13 protein-coding genes are annotated in these 17,707 nt (G+C 38.0%); 6 read left to right on the forward strand and 7 right to left on the reverse strand.

Annotated elements, in window-relative coordinates:
• Positions 1-412: 412 nt before the first annotated feature.
• Positions 413-601 (reverse strand): hypothetical protein, encoded by a 189-nt coding sequence (locus ADS77_RS22105; protein ID WP_054203466.1) that lies wholly within the window; start codon positions 599-601, stop codon positions 413-415.
• 95 nt (positions 602-696) lie between these two features.
• Positions 697-1,593 (reverse strand): LysR substrate-binding domain-containing protein, encoded by an 897-nt coding sequence (locus ADS77_RS07605; protein WP_054453742.1) that lies wholly within the window; start codon positions 1,591-1,593, stop codon positions 697-699.
• Positions 1,594-1,854: 261 nt separating this feature from the next.
• On the opposite strand from ADS77_RS07605, the gene ADS77_RS07610 reads away from it, so the two are divergent.
• Positions 1,855-5,133, forward strand: a complete 3,279-nt coding sequence (locus ADS77_RS07610; protein ID WP_054453744.1) for an ImpA family metalloprotease — start codon at positions 1,855-1,857, stop codon at positions 5,131-5,133.
• Between the two features lie 348 nt (positions 5,134-5,481).
• On the opposite strand, the gene ADS77_RS07615 is transcribed toward ADS77_RS07610, so the two are convergent.
• Together ADS77_RS07615 and ADS77_RS07620 are read right to left on the reverse strand one after the other, a co-directional pair.
• Entirely contained in the window at positions 5,482-5,955 is a 474-nt protein-coding gene (locus ADS77_RS07615; RefSeq protein ID WP_054203463.1) for a YqhA family protein, read from the reverse strand.
• Positions 5,956-6,109: 154 nt separating this feature from the next.
• Positions 6,110-7,258, reverse strand: a complete 1,149-nt coding sequence (locus ADS77_RS07620; RefSeq protein WP_054453746.1) for a hypothetical protein — start codon at positions 7,256-7,258, stop codon at positions 6,110-6,112.
• Between the two features lie 513 nt (positions 7,259-7,771).
• Here ADS77_RS07620 and ADS77_RS07625 point away from each other — a divergent pair.
• On the forward strand, positions 7,772-9,085 hold the full coding sequence (locus ADS77_RS07625; protein ID WP_054453747.1) for a hypothetical protein: 1,314 nt from the start codon (positions 7,772-7,774) through the stop codon (positions 9,083-9,085).
• Between the two features lie 151 nt (positions 9,086-9,236).
• Here ADS77_RS07625 and ADS77_RS07630 read toward each other — a convergent pair whose 3' ends face one another.
• The gene (locus tag ADS77_RS07630; RefSeq protein WP_054453749.1) at positions 9,237-10,745 is read right to left on the reverse strand and encodes an NYN domain-containing protein; all 1,509 of its coding nucleotides are present in this window, start codon (positions 10,743-10,745) and stop codon (positions 9,237-9,239) included.
• Positions 10,746-11,045: 300 nt separating this feature from the next.
• Here ADS77_RS07630 and ADS77_RS07635 point away from each other — a divergent pair, with 300 nt between their 5' ends.
• Both ADS77_RS07635 and ADS77_RS07640 read left to right on the forward strand, forming a co-directional pair.
• Positions 11,046-11,294: a hypothetical protein gene (locus ADS77_RS07635; RefSeq protein ID WP_054453752.1), complete on the forward strand. Its 249-nt coding sequence runs from the start codon at positions 11,046-11,048 to the stop codon at positions 11,292-11,294.
• Between the two features lie 200 nt (positions 11,295-11,494).
• Complete coding sequence (locus ADS77_RS07640; RefSeq protein ID WP_054453927.1) at positions 11,495-12,358, forward strand: delta-class carbonic anhydrase; 864 nt, start codon at positions 11,495-11,497, stop codon at positions 12,356-12,358.
• A gap of 30 nt (positions 12,359-12,388) precedes the next feature.
• Here ADS77_RS07640 and ADS77_RS07645 read toward each other — a convergent pair whose 3' ends face one another.
• Together ADS77_RS07645 and ADS77_RS07650 are read right to left on the reverse strand one after the other, a co-directional pair.
• Positions 12,389-13,066, reverse strand: a complete 678-nt coding sequence (locus ADS77_RS07645) for a response regulator transcription factor (RefSeq protein ID WP_054453754.1) — start codon at positions 13,064-13,066, stop codon at positions 12,389-12,391.
• Entirely contained in the window at positions 13,066-14,622 is a 1,557-nt protein-coding gene (locus ADS77_RS07650; protein ID WP_054453756.1) for a sensor histidine kinase, read from the reverse strand. The genes ADS77_RS07645 and ADS77_RS07650 overlap by 1 nt, the downstream gene beginning before the upstream one ends.
• A 303-nt stretch (positions 14,623-14,925) precedes the next feature.
• On the opposite strand from ADS77_RS07650, the gene ADS77_RS07655 reads away from it, so the two are divergent.
• Both ADS77_RS07655 and ADS77_RS07660 read left to right on the forward strand, forming a co-directional pair.
• Positions 14,926-15,261: a zinc ribbon domain-containing protein YjdM gene (locus ADS77_RS07655; RefSeq protein WP_054203488.1), complete on the forward strand. Its 336-nt coding sequence runs from the start codon at positions 14,926-14,928 to the stop codon at positions 15,259-15,261.
• A gap of 299 nt (positions 15,262-15,560) precedes the next feature.
• Positions 15,561-17,618, forward strand: coding sequence for a prolyl oligopeptidase family serine peptidase (locus ADS77_RS07660; protein ID WP_054203487.1), 2,058 nt, complete (start codon positions 15,561-15,563; stop codon positions 17,616-17,618).
• The last annotated feature ends 89 nt before the right edge of the window (positions 17,619-17,707 follow it).

Consider the following 17,707-nt stretch of genomic DNA (forward strand, 5'->3'; position numbering starts at 1 on the left):
TAAATCTATTTGCAACTTAAAATCTCGTGCTTTTGGGTTGAAGCCGAACTTGCGGTTTAACACGAGCCTATTGCAGTTCGATATTTATCACGACAAATTAGCTCCACAATGCAGAGGAAGTGACAATACCAATCGGCATAAATATTTGAACAATTTAACTAATTAAATCAAGGGTGCAGCGTCGTTAAGTTTTTATTTAAACCAACCCTTTGGGCGTTTCACAGGCACTTACTCTCAGCGTTGTTACTTCTTAAAAGGGATAGCCATTGTTGCAAAGTAACGCCTTGATATTAAACCCCTGTGAAACGCTGAATTCTGCATATTGAGGTGGCTTGGGCATATAAAACAGCTACAACGCAAATATAAACACTATGATCCTAGTGGTTGTTTTGATAAAACCAGACCTTTTGCCCTAAGTGATAAATCGCACCAGCTTATCATCACAGTAAACAGCAATAAGTAGCAGTACAAGGGCAAGTAATGGTACATAAATAAACGAGGCTACTACGTCACCTCGCATAACGACGTTGAGTATCAACGGCATCAGGATGATCACAGTGGCGATGATGCGATAACAGATCAGTAAGGCTTTATTGAGCATGGGCTATTCATTGTGTTTGCTAATATATGGGCTATTTTAGAAACAAATGGTTAGCGGCACAAAAGGATAATATTCACTCGATGGGTGAGCAGCATTCATCTATTGTGTAGCAGTAGGTCTGACTTTTTTAGCCAATTGATAAAACATTGAATATCGTGGCGTTCAGCATCTTCTTGTCGATAAACTGCATACAGTGATTTTGGGTAGGGCATAAATTCATTAAATGGTGCGACAATCATCCCATGACTCAGTGACGTGTTTTCAATAGGGAACATGGCAAGTGTCATACCTAATCCTTGTGTGGCAGCATTCATTGCAGACTCGTAATCATTAAATGTAAGTGAGCGTTTGCTACTGTTGAGTGTTACCCCCATGGCTTTTGCCCATTGCTGCCATGCGTCGTCAATATAGGTAAAGTCAATTAACGGTAATTGACTAATATCTGTTAATAATTGAGGTTGGTGTTGTTTGGCAAAGGTGGGTGAGCATACTGCTGCCACTTGAATATCAACGAGTTTTTGCGTCATAGTATTAGGCCAATTACCATCACCTAGCCTAATCGCTAAGTCGATATCATCGTAGCGCAAGTCCGACAGCTTATTCCCTATTTCTATTTTGATTTCTATATCTGGATGGGCAGCTTGAAATGCACCAAGTTGTGGGATAATAATGTTACTGGCTAAGGAAGTGAAACAAGATATTTTAAGGGCAGGGGACGAAAAGTGGTGCTGCAACTTTTTAGTACCATCTTCAAACTGGTTTAGCCCTCGCTGCACATATTTTAAATACATTTCGCCTGCTGCATTGAGTGCTACACCACGGCTTTTTCGTTGAAACAAAGCAAACCCTAAATGCCCTTCAAGCGCTTTTATTTGGTGGCTAACAGCTGATGGAGTAATAAATAATTCTTCACTGGCGGCTTTAAAGTTTTCTAGACGTCCAGCGGCTTCAAAAATACTTAACAGGTGAAGGGGAGGGTATTTATGTTTCATTTATAATGATGCCGAGCTGCAATTTACTCAAGCATAAATTAAAAACAGCAATAGGTGAATATAATTCAATATAAAGTGAGTGCTGGCTTGCCTTTACTGCGCTTTATTATTGGTGTTATTTAGCTTTATTGAATTTATCAGTGGCAAAAAGATCTGGTTTGATTGGGGTGAATATAAGTGTTTATTGCTAGTTATTAGTTTTGCATATGAGATTATAATACCAGTAATGATCGTCTGTAACTTTAGTTGATAATGATAAAAATGTGCCCCAACCTCAAGTCATCGCTTATAACTGCTTTTTTACTTTCCTTTTTGAGCGGATGTGGGGGGAGTGATGAGCATAAGTCTCCTATTATTGATCCGCCAATCACAGAAGTAATAAATCAAACGCCAATTTTATTGTCAGCGCCTTTGGATGCGCATGAAGGGCTGATGTATCGTTATTCATTAACTTTTAAAGATCCTGAAAACGACCTAGTTACTGTTACACCTAGTTTGCAGCCAGACTGGTTAGTATTTGATGCTACGACGCAAACATTCTCAGGAATACCTGCTTATAAAGATGTGGGTGAGCACATTATTACGTTTCAGTTTAGTGATAGTGAAAACCAGCAAACAAAACAGCAAGTTTTTAAAGTACAAGAACGAGTAAATACACCACCAATTTTAATAACGACAAAGGCTGCCGCCAGAGCGGGTGAAGCATTTTCATTAACTCTGCAAGTAAGTGATGTAAACTCAGATCCAGTTAGTGTATCTATTGCTGAACTGCCTAATTGGCTGTCTTTTAATAGCCGTTCTTTTGAGCTAACTGGGATAGCAACAGACGCTGATGTTGCTGAGTTAACGTTAAATGTGTCTTTATCAGATGCTCGTGTGACAACAGTTAAACAATTAATTATCACCATTTCACCTAGTTATGTTGAAACGGCTTTGGTTTCTGGTAATGCGTTAGATGTACCAAACAGTGAGCTATTATTAGACGCAGCGTTAGCTGAAGTTGATGCACATAGTTTGCGCTTTCAAACCATCAAACAAGCATTGTTTCAATATGATTCACAGAGCCCATTAACGGCACTAAGTTGGAACCCAACATGGGATGCGACCTTATTAAAAGCAAAGTATCCGTTTAATCAAACTGTGCTCTATACAAACAATAGTTGGCAACAAGGGTATGAAAGTAAAGAGCAGCCTTTAGCTATTGCAGGCAATAATCAAGATAACAGCGGACGTTATTTAGTTTTTGGTAGTAACCCATTTCGCACTGAAATTAACCAACAAATGCAGGCATTTTTGGGTAATGGCTCTACATGGTTAGCAGGGCGCAACATTAATTTGGCTGAGCCGCTTAAATTAGTTATGGCGCAACTTGATGAGAGTTATTACTTTAAAGATCAAAGTCAAACACGTTTATGGTTCGATACCCACTTTGCCGACAAAGTGAGTTATAACGAAGCTGGCGCATGTGATAATACAGCGCTAACAGGCTGCTTAACTGACGACATTGATGTATTAATTATTTCGCAGCACCTGCGTACAGAACATAACACTGAGATAATAGCAGCAGCGGTAAAACAAGCTCTAGCGCGAGATATAGCGGTACTTTATATTCAACGAGATGGTAGTCAAACACCGTTAGGACAAGCCTTGTTTGAGCTTATGAATATAAATGTTATTGCAGATAATTACTGGCATCGACTAGAGCTGAAAGATTGGGATTCAAACGTACTTAACAATACTTTACCCGCAGCGGCTCAAGTAGTTAAAGATCTACTGTTACGATTTAAAAACGATAGCTTCACTGTCGACCTTTCGAGCTGTGATACACGCAGTTGCCCAGATCAAAGCCAGTACCAACAACAGTTTGCTGATGCCGCAGAAATTATCAAAAATGACTTAAGAGAGTTTGATCTTAATAAACGTATGATATTTGAAAGTGAGGGACATCGTTTTCATAAGTTACTAGCGTTATTAGGCGATCACTATCGCCAAACAGTCATATTTCCGATGGATAAACTAAGTAGTGATACGAATGCTTTTTTTAAATCATTATTTGCTGATCATTCGGTTGTGAATCTACGAAAAGTGAACCCAAAGCAAACCGACATGGGAAATTTTAGCCGCAGCGATTTTAGCCATGTAACGCCTAAAGTGGTAACCGTGACTATGGTAAGCAAACCCAAATTTCGCTCTGCTGGGGTATATGCTTTACCTGGGCAAACGTTTTCTATTACTCGCACTGATAATCAAGCGGTATCTACCAAAATATTTGTTAATTCACTACGCGATGGTGCCACTCATTTTATGAGCGAAAATGGTTATAACCGACCGTCTAAATTACAATCGATTCATGTTCCAGTTGCTAGCAATGAAACGGTATATTTTACGTCACCTTATGGTGGGCCTATCCAAGTTGAGTTTGATAAAAATAATATATCGGTCAGTTTTAAGTTTGAAAGTGTAGGGCAGCATCCATATTGGCGAAGCCCCGTTGATGATGTGCTTTTTGCAGAGCAACTAGAAAAAGGCGATTTCGATTGGGCTGAAGTGGCAACGGATGGCTTTGAAATACATTCAAAACTTGAGAAAATGCGACAATCGATTAATGAAGGTTACTGGCCAATCGCTTCTGACTTTGCTAATGCGGTTGTGCGTTATACGCATAATTACCCTCATGTGTTAGCGGGCTTTAAAGGTCCTGGTATTTCTGTGATTAATGAGATCCATGACTTTGCCACTAGCCGTAATCTTGAAGTGCAAACAATTGATATTGTAAAGCACATGAATGCAGATCAACCTACATGCGGTTGGGGGTGTTCTGGTAATCCATATGATGCAGGTTGGAATTTTAACCCTGTTGGTCATGGTGATATTCATGAGCTTGGCCATGGGTTAGAAAAAGGGCGTTTTCGTATAGATGGGTTTGGCGGTCATTCAAATACAAACTTTTATTCTTATTACACTAAATCGCTTTTTGAAGATGAGACAGGTAATTCAGCAAACTGCCAAAGTTTACCGTTTGAAAGTTTATTTAACCATTTACAACATAGTAAAAAGCAGCCTGATCCATTTGCTTACATGCAAGGGTTGGCTATGTCCGAATGGTCACAAAGTCATGCCATTTACCTACAAATTATGATGGCGGCACAAGCATATAACAAACTTGAAAATGGTTGGCATTTATATCCACGACTACACATTATAGAACGTGCTTTTAGCCAAGCCGATAACAATGAGAGTAATTGGCAAGCGCAAAAAAATGCATTGGGCTTTAATGACTACACACTCGCAGAGGCAAAGTTGATAACTAATAATGATTGGTTACTGATTGCATTGTCAGAGGTGACGTCGCTTAATTTAAGCAATTATTTTACTCTGTGGGGAATGGCAACTTCGGCTAAAGCGCAGCAGCAAGTTAATAGTAAAAATTATCCCGTATTAGGCGATGTGTATTTTGCTGCGAGTGAAAAAGGTTATTGCAGTTCGTTAAATCACACTCAAGTTGAAGTGGATGGTGCGCAAATATGGCCAAACAATTAATAACCTGTCTATAAAAGAGCAGGCCGAAAGTGTTGTTTCGACCTGTTTTATGTCGTTAATTTGATATTACATACCCAAGCCACCTCAAGATGCAGAATTCAGCGTTTCACAGTGGCTTAATATCAGCGTTACTTTGCAACAATGGCAATCCCTTTTAAGAAGTAACAATGATGAGAGTAAGTCCCAGTTAAACGCTCCGCGGGTTGATTTTAAAGCGATTTATACTAGGTTACTTTTATAAGGGATCGATTTTAACAATAGAACCATTATTACTAGCAATCAATGCCTTGCCTAAATCGCTTTAAATTCCGACGACGCTCGCACCTTTAGGTGGTTTGGGTATATGAGCTACTTCATTGAGCGCCATGCAAATGTAGAAGCGGCGATTACAACGGCGGTAGCAATACCTAAATAAAGAGTCTCTAAGGCGCCGCCAAATTCAACAGCATGCTCTAAAAATACGATAACCAGTACGACAGAAGTGACTTGCACGAGTGTTATTTTTAAGTCATGAAAGTCCTTGATGTGGAATGCGGCTAAAAATTGAATCTCATTTGACTTAGGGGGCGCTATAAATAGACGATACAAACTGATGGCGATAACTTGTAATGTGATCCCGATTAAGAGTAAATCGAGAATTTTAAGTAACTCTACTATGAGTTCTTTCCCACCTTTAGCCGAGTCAGGCAAATTGAATATAGTTATTTTTACTATATTAAACACAATATTAATGCATGACACGTAAACCAGCAGTGCTGATAATGCTGCGGTGATTACGGCTATGATGACTAAAAATCGACTATTTTGAAAAATCTTTTCCATGTTATCCAACTTATAACTTTACTAATGCCTATACGAATTTTAGTTTAACAAAGTTTACTTAATAGGTATTTTTATTTATTCGTTTTGGGGGGCGTGGGGAATTTGATTGAACCACTACCAGCTTGGTAAAGCTAATAGTGGTTTATGATTCTCGTTATAATGCTTTTAAGCTTTTTTCTAACATTGCTTGAATTTGTTTAACTATCTTTGCTTCTGTTTCTGGTTCAAATTGTGCAATGCGTGGAGTATGGATATGCCCTGTGGGAATGCTTGAATTTAACTCGTTACGCAGGCGAATACTGCGATACGAAATTTCATTCGATAGGTAGCCACCACCACCGCCTTTTACTGCAATGGCATTTTTTAGTTTATTCAAACTGTTGGGTTCAAATGCTTTTTCAAGTGTAATGACTTTGTGGTTATCATTTATGGTAAATGGCCCTTTAGCTTGTTGTATTTGTGTAACGGGTAGGCTGAATTCTACAAATTCGTTACCCGGTAGCGGGCGCTCGTTTAAGCTTGGTATTTTAGGGGCTGTTGCTGTGCCACCATAAACAATATTGGCGTTGTCTGGAGCGGTGACGCTGCGGCGTTTGCCCGGAAAGCGCTCAAGGTCAAAGTCTTTACCCCCCATACTTACAGTTACTATCATATCGACATTATTTAGTGCGTAGTAAGGTGCAAGTAGGGCTTCAATAATGCCTTGATCAAAATCTTCGTAGCGCACAGGCACCATCACGGTATTTATTTCTGCGCTAATGCCTTTATAAGTGATCACTTGTCCGTCTAATAATAATGCGGCTACGCCAGATGGATTACTTTGGTTGATGTTTCGATCAAGTAAGAATGGGTCAAAACCAGTCAGTAAAATCTTCTTTTTCGTACTTTTAGAGTAGGCAAGGTCGGTGCGACCACGGCTGCCGTTTTCAAGCATGGTTAATAAAGTATTTTGCTCTGCTGGAGTAAGAGTAAACTTTGTGTCTGTGGTGCGAATTATTTTGCTCGAAAGTAAGCGAGCCCAGTATAGTTCGCGATCATCGTAACTTTTACTGGTTACAATACGGGTTTTAGCGTCTTGCCAAAGTTGGCTTGAGTAATCATGTATTAAGTCTGTTGCTTGCTTGAAGTTTTTTAGGCTTTTCCAGCTGTGTTCAAATTGCGTTAAATCATCAGAAAATGCAGCTAAAACCTGTGGCATTGCTGTTGCGGCTTTTTCAAGGCGTAACTCTTCAACTGTTAAGTTAGCGCTCAAGGTAGAAAAAGAAGATAGCATTAAGCTAGTGGCTAATAGTTGTTTGATCATGGAGGTCCTATGCTGTTAGCGCTATTTATTAGGCTTACTATCTTATTAATGCGTTGCTGGCGCAAATAAAATCGCTGAGTGCCGGTTAATACAAGCCAAGATGGGAAGTGAGCATATGCAGAGTTGGTATACCTTTGTACTAGCTTAGGCAAATTTAGTAATGAGCTTCGTTAGAAAACTATCATAAATCAAGAAGGAATAGGTTGGTGTGTAAAAGGTAAAGTTTTAAGTAGCTAAAGCTAAAAAGCTATTGGTGCTTAATGGTGAGGTTGGTGGGGTTAATCAAACGAGCTGCGATGAAAATAATATGCACAGATTGCTTTTTGACTGATCTAATAATTAAGTGAAGGCGTATTATGCTGCGTATAGGTTAATGTCAGTAATGGGTAAGTTTTTGAGTAACTTTATTTTCGCTTTTGTTTACAATTTATTGCAATTCTTTAACTTTCAACCTGTTATAGCACGCTCTTAGCTGAGATAATAAAAATAGCATAAAAACTGAATGGATTAATAATGAATAAATATATACTTACGCCGCTTGTGGCTGCACTTACAGTAGCATTAACAGCATGTGGCGGGTCATCATCTAATAGTGATAATACGACCCCTACAACACCTGGTTCTAATGGTGGGAATTCTAATCAAGCACAGACTATTTCACTACAAGCGCTTTCTTATCAATGCGAGATTGATACGCCTTACCAAGCTGACATCGTTTTTCATAATCAAGATGGTAACTCAATAGGTTCAGCAAAAACGGATGAACAAGGCCTATTTTCTGGTGAATTACCCACTGGCACTAAGCATCTTTCAGTATTAGGTGATGTGACGGACTATCAGCAAGAAGAATACACACAGATATTAACAGAGCTTGATATTGAAAATAGAAACAACCTAGGTAAGTTTTATTTCGAAAACTACAATCAAAATTGTGGTTGTGAGGAATATAGGGTGGATACAATAAACCTAGGTGATATTGCAGCTTACTATAAAGTATACAAAGCAGGGAATGAGCTTACAGATACAGTATATATTTGCCCAGGTGAAGAAAAACTCTATTTAACGGCAATTACTGAATCTGCTGTTGAAGCTAAAGCAGCCGTAATAGCAATACCTCAAGATTCCAAAGTTATCAAATTGACCGAAGCTGATTTTAGCCATGAAGGCGTAGAAGTGGCCGTACAGCAAACTCAAGAAAATGGCTATTCTAGCACAAGAGGTTATATCGAAGAGGCGAGTAAATATCAGTTTGTACAGTTCGTATCTTTTAGTGGTGATGATTCTTTATTCGTATTCCCAACAGTTACTGAGCATAACTTTTATGTTCAAGTTAACTCACAAAAAAGTAATGCGAATAATGTAGAAGTGAGCTTCAACAGCTACGCTCGAAGCAGTGTCAATGCTGATGGCAGTTATATACCTACAGATTTACCAGAGATATCATCGGGGTTGGGCTTCGATTTAATGCAGTTTGCAAACGATTCGCAGTTAAACTTTGATTTTAGTAATGTCGATGAGAGGTTTGCTAGAGCGCGCTGGGGCTATAGCTTTTTGGTGAGTGATGCCGCTGAAACTCGATTTGATTGGGATATCAGTGGCGGTGTTTCAGGGCAAATCCCTAACTTGTCTTTTGGCAGTGTTTTTCCTGAACCTGTAGACCAAGTGGTGTTGGAAGAGTTAACTTTATTGCTATATGGTTATGGTGGCAATGCGACTGATGCTCAAAGCTATGCAAAATTATTAGATACGATAGCTGAAGGTGGGCATATAACTAAACCTGAGTTTAGTAATTATGTGTATTTATTTATGAGTGCACAGCTAGACTAATATAAAAATAAAAATAAAAATAAAAATAAAAATAACAAAGGCCGTTCTCGTGGCCTTTGTTATTTTTGCAACTGAAATGAAAGATAGAACAGCCATATCGTTTTTTTGAAAATAAGTTCGTCTTTTTATACGCCTGTATTTACCTCTTTAATTACAGCTTATCCGCTATAAAAAAGCTTTTTACTTGTACTTGCTCTTTGATGGTGAGTGGAATATTTAAAGCTTGGCACTGTTCGCGTAAATATTTTAAAAACGCATTTGTGAGTGTTTTAGTACAGTCATTATCAGAAAAATAATGACCCGAATTCTGCAAGTGGGTAATGATATTTTCAATGTGTTTCGTTTTTACAGTATTACCTGACTTAACGACTTCCTCAGTGACAAAATTTGACAGTGCTTTTGGGCAATAAAGGCTTAACGCAATACCTTTAGACAAAACAGAAAAAATGCGCGTAAACACGTTATTATTAAATAAAGGAATTTCTAATCTATCAAGTACTTTTTGTAATTTATCGTTTAACGAAGTCACAGGTTGCTCATTTAAAGCTTGTGAATTTGATGTCTCATCATGAGGCAAATTAATAATCACACAGTTGGGGTGAGCACCCGTGATGAGATGTTTTTTGGGATGAAAAATATAACCGCTATGATAGCATAATTCATCTAGTTTCAAGCTAGCAATAAGCAAAGATATTGTCTTAAAGCCATATTGTTTTCTTGCTGCAATAAACTCAGATAATGGGGTGTTATGTATGCAATTAGATACATGAATAGGCTTATTCGTTAGTGTAATCTGAGTGTTTAACCAATCAGCTATATTGGATTTATCAGTGTCACACAAGACTAGTTTGGTTGTATTATTTAATTTATTAGATGGTGTTAGCGTAATAATTTGCGCATCTGGATAGTTACCTTTTATAGCATGATAAGCAGGGTCATATAGATAGGAGGAATCAGATTTATAAGGGTGCAAATTAAGGTGTTTGAGCAACTGCGTAAAATTTTTAAACCCCCAGCGATGTTTTGGAATTTCGATATCCTCTAGTGCACCATTAGTTGTAATATTACCGATGTAAATCGGTTTTTTAATTGTTGCTAAGTAGGACACTAACTTACTTTCTAATTTATGCTTTACTGATTTGGGAAGCGGTGGAGTGTGTGTTAGCTCTAAATGTAGATCATTTTGTGTATAGCCAATAAGCTCATTGAGTTTATAAACGGAGTCTGCAACTGATAGGTAGCACTTACTAGCTTTTCCTGCAAAGCTGATACCGGTTTGTTTACCAAGTGCACGGGCATTACGTAAAACCGGTGTGAAATCGGCATCGGCACTCATGATAAAGTATTCCTCTATATGAGGCTGCGTTATCAAGCACATAGTTGCATCGACCGCTATTTCTTGATCCGTTGCTGTTTTACCAAGAGTCGTAACGGGTGGGCAGTCGATTACTTTAAATCCATGCTCTAAAAATGGCTGTCGATATTGAGAGAATGAGATAGGGTTCATGTAGACTTGTTTAACATTAAAATGTCGGGTTTGACTGAGCTCTTTGAGCCATGAGGATATTTTATCAATAAACAAATGTCCGATCTCTTCATAGCTAGCGCAAATGAATATATTATCGAAATCAATGAACAGCGCACTATTTAGTTTAGACATGTTTTACCCTATTTATTTTGCTATTACCCTTCAAACATCCTCTAGTTGATTACGCTGATCAAGTTATTTTGTATTAATAATTTTCAGGTGAAATTTTGGACCTTTAATTGAAAATTATGACAGTTCTGCTAGTCGATATAGTATATGGGTAAATTTGTATAATTAATTTAAAAATTGATTATTCAGAAGTCTTTTTTGATTAATTAATGCTCTTCTTTGCAGGCGTTAAAGCTTGTTATTATTTATCCTCTTTCCCATAACTGTTATTCTATGTCCATTAATAAGTAATGAGCAATGAACATGATTAACGATAATGATGTAATAGATACACTTGACGAACTTGAAGCTTTTTTATTTTTAATTGATAACGGCGGCTTGGGTTTAAAAAATGTAACAGGTGTGGCATTGGCCACTAATAATACAAATGGTCGCCCGTTTGTCGCTGTGCTTGATGATCAGCATAAGTTGTTATTAGGTCGCTGGGTAACACAGGATGTATTTGAAAATGGGAAAGATTTGGTTCGCCGAGGGCCTAAAAAATCACATTAATGGGCCGAACTGTTTTTTCAGGTAGCTTGAATATCAAGTCAGGTTACCATTTCATTTTCAATTATTAATCGCTGCGATGTTGGTGCGATTACTCTCTTAGTTTTAATCTAATTTTAATGTTCCCTATAAGTTTTTTTTAGATACTTTCAATAACATGAGTTTATGAACTTTAACAAAAGGCATAAATGAAAGTGAAAAAAATGAAAAAAACAATGATTGCAAAATGTGCATGTATTATTAGCTTGTCGGCATTTACTTTAACGAGTGCTATGGCTGGTGCAAAAACAGTGAGTGATAGTGTGATTGCAGAGCAGCGCGTAGCACTTGAAAAAAACACGAATGGCAAAGGCTTTGGGCCACAATCACCACGTGATATAGATCAAGGTTACGGAACTAATTTACGTAGCTTTGGTACTGCGCCTAGCCGTAGCGATCTTAATTTATGTAATATTCATTTTCATAAAAATGCAGAGCATAAAGGTGGCGAGTTCACCTCTTTTGCAGGCAACGGTGATGGGAAAGGTCATCACACCGGTTATATCTATGATGGTAAATTATCAGCAGCCCAGTTAAAACCCGTTAATAGTAATATTTGTTCTGCAAAGGGGGATTCATTAAACGTAGGTGATACGCTAGAAGTGCACTTTGTTTATTCATCAGCACAAGTTACACCAGGGCCAACATTAGGCGCGTGTTTAGCTGAAAGTACGATGAATCCGGGCTTGAGAGTTGAAGGGCAGGTGATTGTTTTAGCGAATGATAAAAATGCGCTTAACTTTTCACAACTTACTGATGTTGAAAAAGTAAATGGCTATTACCAAGCGCCTAATATACCAACTAATATGGGGGTGCCTGTTGAATACCTAGGATCGACTACTGGCCCATCATATAATGAAAAAGCGTCACCGTTACAGGTGAGCTGGAGCGTCCGACCTAATGTTGCAATGGTTGATATTAACAGTGTTGGTAAGTGGTGTAATGATAATGTATTTAAAGAAGATCATGCCCACGCTGTGCGAAACTTAGTGCAAAACCCTAAGTTGTTATCGCCTATTTCACTTTAATATAATTAAAGCGCGAGTGACCCGCTCGCGCTATTTTAGACTCATTCTATAACCATTTCCGCGCAATGTTTGGATAGTTAAATCAGGTTCGCTTTCTATTTTCTTTCTTAATTTACTAACATAAACATCAACAATATTAGTATTTGGCTCATTATAGGTTTGCCATACACGGCTCAATATTCGCTCTCGAGATAGTACTTTGTCTTGATTTTCAACAAAATAAAGCAATAACTCAAACTCAATTTTTGTCAGCGGTAACTCTTTATCATTGAGTAACGCTATACGTTGTTGGATCAGTAAAGCGAGTGAACCGATGTTTTGTGTTGTTTGATTATGCTGTTGCGATGTATTCATGCGTCGTTTTAATGCGAGTACACGGGCTAATAGCTCATCAAAATCAAAAGGTTTACATAGGTAGTCATCAGCGCCCATTTCGAGTCCTTTAACGCGTTCAGATACTTCATCCAGTGCAGTTAACATCAAAATCATGGGGGGGGTTGGTAAGGCTTTTATAGCTTCGAGTATTGATAAACTATCTTGTGAACCAAATAGCCTATCGAGGATCACTAGTTGAGGGGAGTGCTTTTTAATAAACGGGAGCACTTCGTGTAGTTCATTTAGGTTTGTACATTCATAGCCTTCAGCCCGTAAACCTCGCGATAAAAAATTTAATAGAGGTAATTCATCGTCTGCGAGTAATATATTCATCATACATGTCCTAAAGGTAAAGAGATTGAAAATACAGATCCCTGTCCTTGGGTAGATATAACGCTAATGCTGCCATCGTGAGCTTCAATAATGGCTTTTGCGATTGGTAGCCCTAAACCTAAGCCTTCACTGTGTTTACTAAAGCGCACAAAACGTTCAAAAATATTATCAACTTCAGCAGCAGAGATCCCTTCACCATGATCTTTTATGGTAATCGTAATAAGTGACTCTGTTTTATGTAGACTGATGTCGATGGGTTGATCTGATTTTGAGTATTTAATGGCGTTGTCGAATAAAATTGCTAGCACTTGCTGTATTCTTTGGGTGTCTATTGTTACGACTAAATCGTCTAGATCTGAGTGAGTTACGCATGCAATGCTGCGACTTAGGTTCAGTTTTTGCCATTTAGCAACTTCAGTTCTTATTAATGGCATTATTTGGGTTGGTAAAACCTCTAAGCCTATTTGGTTCATCTCTGCGCGTGTTAACAGTAGTAGGTCGTCAACTAAACGGCTTAGACCCACGGCTTGTCCGAGTATTGAGGTTAGTGTTTGGTTAAAGTCATCAACCGATACAGACTGCATTCTCAGTGTTACTTGTGCTTCACCTCTGATTATCGTTAATGGTGTGCGTAATTCATGTGAAACATCGGCAATAAATTGACGACGCCTTGAGTCAATTTTAGTTAATAAAAGGTTGGCTTCAGTGAGTTCACTGGTACGTTGTTTTACTTCTTGTTCTAATTGTTTTCTAGATTGTATTGCATTGTTTTCATGCTCTTGAAGGCGCAGAGCGAGTTGATTTATCGAGGTGGCCAGTTCTTCAAACTCATCATCTAGTTTTACAGATATAGGTTTTTGGTAGTGGCCCAGCGCAATAGAATTTGTTGCGTTAGCAATTAGTATAAGAGGTTGATAAAGCTGGTTAAAAAGCCAATAGCAGCCATATAATATTAGTGGAATAGAAAGAGCGCCTAGGCCAATAGCAAACCATAATATAGTGGTGTTGAGCATATCCATTTTGGCATTAATTGCTGTAACAACACGGGTTTGGCGAGCCACGGCTGAATTGATAGCCTCTCTAAACTGATCATCAATGGTTACTTCTAATAAGCGCTTTAGTTGTGCCTGTTGATTTAACGGTGCTTTATTTCCGCTGCTCACAACCGCTCTAAATTCAATGGTGATTTCATCAATCATCCGTACAAGCTCATCTGTATCTTCGATGCTTCCTTTGGTAAAAGATATACCAAGTGCTTTTCGTTGTTCAATTTCGAGCTTTTTAATTTGATTGAGTGACTGCTGAATTAAATTTTGTTTTTTACGTACGTAAGCTTGGTTGGCATTTTGGCCAAAAATTATTTCATCGGTCAGTTGTTTAAAAAGTCGGTATGAAATACTTGATAGCTTTTCATGCTCTACAAGTAATGAGTGCGCTATATTACTTTGTAATAAATTTTCACGTGTTAAATGCGACGATATTGCGGTGCTAAGCAGGGCCAAAAATAAAAAGAAGGCGGTTGTTAGGCCAAAATAAAAAAGTTTACGCTTATACATAATAGTTACTTATTCTAAAAGTCAGGTAAGGGTACATGTAAGGCTTTTACGACGCAATAAAAGCTACTTAGGGTTGTATTGTAATTAACCAAAACTCTGGATAATAAACCTCTCTACAATGGCTATTTTCAACGCTAACAGCCTATTCAAAAGGTGGATATGCCATTTTTCCCAGGTAAAAAGCTAAGTAAGTGGTGAGTAAGCAAAAGTGTTTTCCAAGAGTTTTGCACGTAATGTCTACAAATAGACAAATTCAGTGTGAGTGATTATTATAATCGAAAATTTATTTACGCGTGCTTACTTATGTCTTTACCCCTTTGCCCAAAATGCCAATCTGAATATGTATACCAAGATCACACTTTATTGATTTGCCCTGAGTGTTCACATGAATGGGATCCTGTCAGTGATGCCTTAGAAGATGCAGTTAACGTTAAAGATGCCAATGGCACTTTATTAGCCGAGGGCGATAAAGTAACTGTGGTTAAAGATCTAAAAATTAAAGCCAGCTCGCTCGTTATTAAAATTGGCACCAAAGCGGTGATCCGTTGGATTAAAGATACGAAAGACCATCAGCTCGATTGTAAGGTCGATGGGGTAGGCGAAATGATGATAACGGCTAAGTTTGTGAAAAAAGCGTAGGGCCTGTTTATCTTTCGAGGTTGAGTTTGCAGCAGCATGTTAGGTTTTTAGACAAGGCAGAGCCTATGATATGTGATTATTAAAGTAATTATATTATCCCTTGCTGTGTAATTTTTACAGCTAAGCGATTTCGAAATAGTTGTTTTATGTTCCTAATGCCACCGATGTTCGCATTTTGAGGTGACTTGGGTGTATAGGCCAAAGTATGATATTTGGCATTCGCAATTGTGTTGATTGCAGGTACTGGTTGCTATAAAGTGGTTTTTTAATCAGAAGGAAATGACGTGAAAAGAAAAAATATATTGCGTACTGCACTGATCGCTTCTTCGTTAATAATAACGAATACTTTTGCCACAGAAGACCCTTTTCTATGGCTTGAAGAGGTTGAAAGTAAACAAGCTCTTGACTGGGTTAAAAAACAAAACGATGAATCTTTAACGCACCTTAAATCCCAGAAAAGCTATCAAGCAACATTTGATAATACGTTAGCGATTTTAAATGACAAAGAGCGGATACCATATGCCGCAGAACGTGCGGGTTATTATTATAATTTTTGGCGTGATGAAACACATGTTCGTGGTGTTTATCGCCGTACTACATTTGCTGAATATCAAAAAGATTCACCAAAGTGGGAAACGGTTTTAAATCTAGATGAATTAGCTGAGCAAGAAAATGAAAACTGGGTATATAAAGGTATGAATTGCCATTACCCTCGCTATCAGCGCTGTTTATTATCATTATCTCGTGGCGGTGCGGATGCAACCGTTGTAAGAGAGTTTGATATTAGCACTAAGTCATTTGTTAAAGATGGTTTTAGTTTACCAGAAGCAAAATCATCTATTTCTTGGTATGACGAAAATACAGTATTTGTTGGTACTAATTTTGGCGAAGGTTCAATGACTGACTCTGGTTATCCAGGGGTAGTAAAGTTGTGGAAGCGAGGCACCAAATTAGAGTCCGCAAAAACAGTATTTACTGCGAGTAAAAGTTCTGTATCAGCAGGGGGATATACGGCTTATGACGGCGATAAAACGCATCATTTGATTTATGATGGTACAAGTTTTTATACGCGTGACATGTATGTTTTAGCAAAAGATAAACTCGTTAAGCTTAATCTTCCTAATGATGCGTCTGTAGTCGGATTAAATAACGATAAAGTGTTTGTACAGCTAAAATCGCCATGGAAAAAATTTGTGCAAGCGGAGGTTATTTATACTGACGTCAACTCTTTAATTGCCGACAAAGCTGAGTTTATCAGTTTTATTAAACCTACTGAGCGCGTTTCAATTGAAAGCCTTCGTTTTACAAAGTCAGCTATTTTAGTCACTGTAATGGAAGATGTAAAAAACAAACTCTATCATTATACCCCAGCTAAAAATGATGAATGGAAAATAGAGCAAGTCGATTTTCCTACGACGGGAAGTATCTCGGTCTTCAATACAGATCCAGATAAAGATGATTTCTTCGTAAACTACACTGACTTTTTAACACCTTCAAGTTTGTATTTAGTTGATGGTAAAAGCCTCAGTCCGAAAGTAATAAAAAGTGCAAAGTCTCACTTTGATGCAAGTAAGTATGAATCGAAACAACATTTTGCAACGTCAAAAGATGGTACTAAAGTTCCTTACTTTATTGTTCATAGCAAAAATCTAAAGCTCGATGGTAAAAATCCTACCTTGTTATACGGCTATGGCGGTTTTGAGGTATCAATGCAGCCTTATTATTCAGCAAGTTTAGGAAAGAACTGGTTGGCTAATGATGGTGTATATGTATTGTCGAATATTCGCGGTGGCGGAGAGTATGGACCAAGCTGGCACCAAAGTGCACAAAAAGAGAATCGTCATAAAGCTTTTGAAGATTTTGAAGCTATTGCAGAGGATTTGATTGCTCGAAAAATAACGTCACCAAAACACTTAGGAATTCAAGGTGGTAGCAACGGTGGTTTATTAGTTGGGGCTGCATTTACACGTCGACCTGATTTATATAATGCGGTTATTTGCCAAGTCCCATTACTTGATATGAAACGTTTCAATAAGTTATTAGCTGGTGCTAGTTGGATGGGGGAGTACGGAAACCCTGATGTTGCAAGTGAATGGAATTATATTAAAACGTATTCGCCTTACCATAATTTGAAAAAGGAAACAGACTATCCAAAAGTGTTTTTTACTACTTCTACACGTGATGACCGTGTACACCCTGCACATGCACGTAAAATGGTAGCAAAAATGCAAGGCATGGGTCTTGAAGTTCTTTACTTTGAAAATATGGAAGGTGGTCATGCTGGCGCTGCTAATAATGAGCAAAGCGCGATGGTGAGTAGTTTAAGCTATGTTTATCTTATGGAAAGATTAAAGTAGAGCATACTTCCAAATAAATAAAAGGTCAGGCTAATATCTGACCTTTTATTTTATAATCAATATATTATCTTTTTTTGAATTCAAGAATT

Origin of the sequence: Pseudoalteromonas porphyrae (assembly GCF_001298125.1) — a bacterium.
GTDB classification, from domain to species: domain Bacteria; phylum Pseudomonadota; class Gammaproteobacteria; order Enterobacterales; family Alteromonadaceae; genus Pseudoalteromonas; species Pseudoalteromonas neustonica.